Genomic DNA, 5,695 nt, shown 5'->3' with positions numbered 1-5,695 from the left:
CACGAAGCTGCACGTCACGCGTACGCCGGCGATGTCGGTGATCCGCTCGGCGATCGACTCGAACGTCGGCTCGCACTTCTTGCGGCCCATCTTCTCGACGATCGACTCGGGGTTCTTGAGCCGCGACGACACGTGCTCGATCGGGTTGGTGTCGTGCAGGTGGGCGAACTCGTCGCGCAGGATCGTCAGCTTGGTGACGATCTCCTCCATGCCGAACTTGTAGCGCATCATGAAGCGGGTGAAGTCCTGACGGAGCTGCTGCGCGTCCTGGGAGGCGAAGTCACCGTCGGCCCGCTCGATGAGTCGTCCGAGGTCCATCCGCGTCGGCGTCGGGTCCACGAGCCCACTGTAGGCAGATGAGCCGTGGGGCACCTGTGAGGGGGCCATGAATGCCGCACGGTGTCTCGTAGGTCCCCGGTGCAGGGATCAAGCAGCCGGCGGCACCGGGAGAGCCACGTTCTCGGTGCTGATGATCCGGCCGTCCTCGATGTACCTGATGGTCAACGTGTTGTAGCCGGCATCGCGGACGGTCACGTCGAAGAGGGGCGACGAATCCTCGCCGGTCCGTCCCTCGAACGCGACATCGGCCGCGGAGCCGTCGAGCCAGGTGAGCTTGATGTGTTCGCGGATCCGCCATCCCTCGCCGGATCCGGGGATCTGCTCGATGCCGCGTGCGACGAAGAACAGCCAGACGAAACCGTCCGCTCGCCCCGCCGGCAGCCGGGTCAGGGTGATGTCACCCCCGTACGACACGACGTGCTGGGTGATCATGCTTCCTCGACGACCTTCTTGGCCTTGCTCGGCTGGACGCGCTTGGGCTCTCCCGGCATTTTCGGATATTCCGGGGGATATGGCATCTCGACGGGATCGGCGTCCCACAGGTCGAGCAGCGGGCGGAGCGAGTGGTGCACCTCGTCGATCTCGGCCCAGGCGTCACCCTGCGAGGCGAGGCGATCGGGCACGGTGTGCAGCGTGAACACGCGAGGGTCGTCGAGCGTCGCCAGCTCGTCCCACGTCACCGGCGTCGAGACCGTGGCGCCCGGAGCGGGCCGCAGGCTGTAGGCCGAGGCGATCGTCCGGTCGCGACAGTTCTGGTTGAAGTCCACGAAGACGTTGTTCTCGCGCTCCTCCTTCCACCACGCGGTCGTGACCCCGTGCGTACGCCGCTCGAGCTCGCGGGCGAACGCGATCGCCGCGTGGCGGACGTCCGTGAACGTCCACTTCGGCTCGATGCGTACGTAGACGTGGATGCCGCGCTTGCCGCTGGTCTTGGGGAACGCCCGGATGCCGAGCTCGTCGAACAGCTCCCGCCCCACGCCCGCGATGCGTACGGCGTCGGCGAAGGTCGCGTCGCCGAACGGGTCGAGGTCGATGCGCAGCTCGTCGGGGCGGTCGTTGTCGTCGCGACGGGTGGGCCAGGGGTGGAACGTGATGGCACCCATGTGGGCGGCCCAGGCAGCCGTGGCGATCTCGGTCATGCAGATCTCGTCGGCGACACGGCCGGACGGGAACAGGATGCGGGTGCTCTCGACGTACGGAGGCGCGCCGCGCATCATCCGCTTCTGGTAGAACGCGTCGCCGTGGCTGTCAGCCCGCGTCGACATGACCATGCCCTCGCGTACGCCCTTGGGCCACCGCTCCAGCGCGACGGGTCGGTTGCGGAGGGCGCGCATGAGGCCGTCCTCGACCGAGACGTAGTACTCGGCGACCATCAGCTTGGACACCTCGGGTGAGAAGCCGGTCGCCTCGTAGATCACCCGGGTCGGACTCGAGACGCGGACCGTACGCCCGCCGGCCTCGATCTCGACCGCATCGCTCGCCATGAACTCACTCTAGGGGCGGGTGCCACCCGTTCCAGGCTCGACGCTCGGACGAGCGGCGGCCGCCGCTGTCCACAGATCGGTTCGATACGGTCCGATGTGCACACCTCTCCCATGGGGGACCGCCATGCGACGGCCGAGTGGCAAGGATGGGTGAATGGGAACGAACAGCCGAAAGCGTCGCGAGGCCCGTCGACGGGCGCAGGGCGCCACGCGGCACACGACCCGCTCGACAGACCGCACCGGCACGCCATTCGGCGCGCCGGTCACCCAGGCTGAGCTGATCGAGCTGATCGCGATGGCCACTCGGTACGCTGTCGCGTCGCCGAGGGCCGCCGCCCCTCGCATCAGACAGCTCAACACGCTGGGGGCCGTTGCCGACATGCCGCAGCTCGATCCGGCGCGCCTGGTGGTCGACGAAGTCTTGTCGCGCATCGCCCAGTCGTGGGAGTACGGCTGGCAGCCCGAGGACCTGGTGCACGCCGTCCGGCGTCGTACGTCCGCGTCAGTCGCAGCTTGGGTCTCCCGGGCGGTCCTCATCGAGGCCGACCGGTCCCATGCGGCGGAGCACGCGCCTGCGGCCTGGGGGATCCAGCTCCGCCTGCTGGCGTCCCGCCACGACCACGCAGGCGGGTCAGCCGATCTGCTGAGTCCCGGCGGTCGTGCCTCAGAAGCTGACTGGGTCCTCGCCCTGGTTGCGCTCGGCTTCCTGCACGACCTGCCGCGCTCCCAGCTGCTGACCCCGCCGCCATCCCAGTGGGGACGCGCTCGGCCGCCGAAGTCAGCGCCCACGAGTGAGGGGCACGCCAAGACGATCGCACGCGTCCGCGCCCTCCTGGCCAAGGCGGAGTCGACCGAGTTCGCTCCCGAGGCCGAGATGTTCACCGCCAAGGCGCAGGACATCATGACCCGGCATGCGATCGACGAGGCGCTGCTGGCCGACGAGGCGGGGGAGTCTGTCGACGTGCAGGGCATCCGGGTGCTGATCGACCATCCCTATGCGCTGGAGAAGGCCCACCTGCTCGATGTGGTCGCACGAGCCAACCGGACTCGGGCCGTCTGGAACGACTTCGCCTCGTCCATGACCCTCCTGGGGGTGCCCACCGATCTCGAACAGGTCGAGATGCTGTTCACCTCGACCCTGGTGCAGGCCACGAGGGCGATGACGCAAGCGGGGCAGCGGGCCAGGCCCAGCGCCGGTGAGCGATCGGCCTCGTTCCGCAAGGCATTCCTCAGTGCCTACGCCACCCGGATCGGGGAGCGGCTCGCCGCCTCGTCCGCCGAGGCGAGGGCAACCTACAGCGCCGATCTGGTCCCGGTCTTCCAGCGCCAGGCCGACGCCATCGACACCGAGTTCGAACGGCTCTTCCCGCATGTCACGACCGGATCTCGCCGCGCGATGTTCGACGCCCGCGGGTGGGACGCGGGCACGCAGGCCGCCGACGCCGCGGTGCTCCCATCCGGGGCCATCGGGGATTGACGGTGTGACGGCGATCGCCGCAAGCAGCCCCTGAACGTCAGTTGACGTCGATCTCCCGGGCCCCGGTCATCGCCAGCAGCTCGTCGTACGTCGTCGAGAACACCGCGGCGGGATGCCCGGCAGCCGCCCAGATCTCGTCGTACGCCCTGAGCGCCGGGTCGAGGAACGTCGGGATCGGCTGCGGGTGAGCGATGGGGGACACGCCGCCGATGACCTGTCCGGTGTGCGCCCGTACGAACTCCGGCTCGGCACGCTTGAGGGCGATCACGTCGATCGAGGCCGCGACCTTCGCGGTGTCGACCCGGTGCGCCCCGGAGGTCAGGACCAGCACCGGCTCCGCCTCGCCGGCCGCGGTCGTCGCGGCGAAGAGCAGGCTGTTGGCGATCGCGCCGACCTCGCAGCCGAGCGCTTCGGCGGCCAGCGCTGCAGTGTGCACCGAATCGGGGAGGACGACGATCCGGCCGACGCCGCCGCGACTCGTCAGCTCCGCGCGGAAGCGGGAGATCGAGGGATGTTCACTCATATCACGCAACGTATCGGAGTCGCGGCTACGGGTTAGGTTCACCTTCGTTGTATCGGCTTGGTGAATAAAGGCACACTTGTCTTGTGAAATACACCGGTTCGGACGACGCGTCGTTGGTTGACGACGCTCCGACCCGTGAGCGTGTCGCCACCACGATCCTCCAGAACGGCCCGTCGACCGCGGCTGACCTCGCGGTCCAGCTGCACCTGACGCCGGCCGCCGTACGCCGTCACCTCGACCAGCTCCTGGCCGACGGCGTCCTCGAGGCGCGCGACCAGCGGATCACCGGCCACCGTGGACGTGGCCGTCCCGCCAAGGTCTTCGTCATCACGGACTCCGGCCGCGACCACTTCGCCCACCAGTACGACGTGCTGGCCGCCGGAGCGCTGCGCTACCTCGCCGAGACCGGGGGAGACGACGCCGTCATGCAGTTCGCCCGCCACCGGCTGACGGATCTCGAGGACCGCTACCGCCCGCTCCTGGCGATGGCCGAGCCCGACGAGCGCCCGAAGGTGCTCGCCGAGGCGCTCAGCGCGGACGGCTACGCCGCGTCCGTCGGCTCCACCCCCGCCGGCACGCAGATGTGCCAGCACCACTGCCCGGTCGCCCACGTGGCCGAGGAGTTCCCCCAGATGTGCGAGGCCGAGACCGAGATGTTCGCGCGTCTCCTCGGCACCCATGTGCAGCGGCTCGCCACGATCGCCCATGGCGACGGTGTCTGCACGACCCACCTGCCCAAGACCACAACAGCAGAGAGGTTGCCCTCATGACGACCACGTCAGAGACCAACGCACCCAATGCCATCGAACAGGCCAACCCGGGCCTCAAGGATGTCGGCCGCTACGAGTTCGGCTGGTCCGACAAGAACGACGCCGGCGCGACGTCGAAGCGCGGCCTGAGCGAAGACGTCGTGCGCAACATCTCCGCGCTCAAGTCCGAGCCGCAGTGGATGCTCGACCTGCGCCTCAAGGGTCTCAAGCTGTTCGGCCGCAAGCCCATGCCGACCTGGGGCGCCGACCTCGATGGCATCGACTTCGACAACATCAAGTACTTCGTGCGGTCCACTGAGAAGCAGGCCGCCACCTGGGACGACCTGCCCGAGGACATCAAGAACACGTACGACCGCCTGGGCATCCCCGAGGCCGAGAAGCAGCGCCTCGTGTCCGGCGTCGCCGCCCAGTACGAGTCCGAGGTCGTCTACCACTCGATCCGTGAGGACCTCGAGGAGCAGGGCGTCCTGTTCCTCGACACCGACACGGCGCTCAAGGAGCACCCGGAGCTGTTCAAGGAGTACTTCGCGACGATCATCCCGGTCGGCGACAACAAGTTCTCCGCGCTCAACTCCGCGGTCTGGTCCGGCGGCTCGTTCATCTACGTGCCCAAGGGCGTCCACGTCGACATCCCGCTGCAGGCCTACTTCCGCATCAACACCGAGAACATGGGCCAGTTCGAGCGCACGCTGATCATCGCCGACGAGGGCTCCTACGTTCACTACGTCGAGGGCTGCACGGCGCCGATCTACTCCAGCGACTCGCTGCACTCCGCGGTCGTCGAGATCATCGTCAAGAAGGGCGCCCGCGTCCGCTACACGACGATCCAGAACTGGTCCAACAACGTCTACAACCTGGTGACCAAGCGCGCCGTCTGCGAAGAGGGCGCCACGATGGAGTGGGTCGACGGCAACATCGGCTCCAAGGTCACGATGAAGTACCCCGCGGTCTACCTCATGGGCGAGCACGCGCGTGGCGAGACGCTGTCGATCGCCTTCGCCGGCGAGGGCCAGCACCAGGACGCCGGCGCCAAGATGGTCCACGCCGCGCCCAACACGTCGAGCTCGATCCTGAGCAAGTCGGTCGCCCGTGGCGGTGGACG

7 protein-coding genes are annotated in these 5,695 nt (G+C 68.3%); 3 read left to right on the top strand and 4 right to left on the bottom strand.

Annotated features, from left to right (window positions below; translation table 11 throughout):
- The 3 genes from V6M46_RS01935 to V6M46_RS01925 form a co-directional block, all read right to left on the bottom strand.
- Window positions 1–339: GTP pyrophosphokinase (locus tag V6M46_RS01935; RefSeq protein WP_442880430.1), on the bottom strand; the 339-nt coding region annotated here is incomplete at its 3' end.
- An 87-nt stretch (window positions 340–426) separates the two neighbouring features.
- Window positions 427–771, bottom strand: a complete 345-nt coding sequence (locus V6M46_RS01930; protein ID WP_332662045.1) for a hypothetical protein — start codon at window positions 769–771, stop codon at window positions 427–429.
- Entirely contained in the window at window positions 768–1,823 is a 1,056-nt protein-coding gene (locus V6M46_RS01925; RefSeq protein ID WP_332662044.1) for a DNA polymerase domain-containing protein, read from the bottom strand. The genes V6M46_RS01930 and V6M46_RS01925 overlap by 4 nt, the downstream gene beginning before the upstream one ends.
- Window positions 1,824–1,977: 154 nt before the next feature.
- Here V6M46_RS01925 and V6M46_RS01920 point away from each other — a divergent pair, with 154 nt between their 5' ends.
- Window positions 1,978–3,300 carry a DUF2786 domain-containing protein gene (locus V6M46_RS01920; RefSeq protein ID WP_332662043.1) on the top strand — a complete coding sequence of 441 codons (1,323 nt, stop codon included), beginning with the start codon at window positions 1,978–1,980 and terminating at the stop codon, window positions 3,298–3,300.
- 37 nt (window positions 3,301–3,337) lie between these two features.
- Here the strand turns inward: V6M46_RS01920 and V6M46_RS01915 are convergent, their stop codons facing one another.
- A complete protein-coding gene (locus tag V6M46_RS01915; protein WP_332662041.1) occupies window positions 3,338–3,823 on the bottom strand; it encodes a YbaK/EbsC family protein in 486 nt (161 codons plus the stop codon).
- Window positions 3,824–3,906: 83 nt separating this feature from the next.
- Here V6M46_RS01915 and V6M46_RS01910 point away from each other — a divergent pair, with 83 nt between their 5' ends.
- The gene (locus tag V6M46_RS01910) at window positions 3,907–4,593 is read left to right on the top strand and encodes a helix-turn-helix transcriptional regulator (protein WP_332662040.1); all 687 of its coding nucleotides are present in this window, start codon (window positions 3,907–3,909) and stop codon (window positions 4,591–4,593) included.
- Window positions 4,590–5,695, top strand: a 1,106-nt coding sequence (sufB, locus tag V6M46_RS01905; RefSeq protein WP_332662038.1) for a Fe-S cluster assembly protein SufB, incomplete at its 3' end; no start/stop codon positions are given. The genes V6M46_RS01910 and sufB, both read left to right, overlap by 4 nt.

Origin of the sequence: Aeromicrobium sp. (assembly GCF_036676885.1) — a bacterium.
In the GTDB taxonomy this organism is placed as follows: Bacteria; Actinomycetota; Actinomycetes; order Propionibacteriales; family Nocardioidaceae; genus Aeromicrobium.
Note: the sequence above shows the minus strand (reverse complement) of the source record. Positions and strands in the feature narration are given on the sequence as shown.

Excerpts from the sequence above, each read along its gene's own strand:
- V6M46_RS01930 (WP_332662045.1), bottom strand. The coding sequence starts at position 771 with ATGATCACCCAGCACGTCGTGTCGTACGGGGGTGACATCACCCTGACC.
- V6M46_RS01925 (WP_332662044.1), bottom strand. The coding sequence starts at position 1,823 with ATGGCGAGCGATGCGGTCGAGATCGAGGCCGGCGGGCGTACGGTCCGC.
- V6M46_RS01920 (WP_332662043.1), top strand. The coding sequence starts at position 1,978 with ATGGGAACGAACAGCCGAAAGCGTCGCGAGGCCCGTCGACGGGCGCAG.
- V6M46_RS01915 (WP_332662041.1), bottom strand. The coding sequence starts at position 3,823 with ATGAGTGAACATCCCTCGATCTCCCGCTTCCGCGCGGAGCTGACGAGT.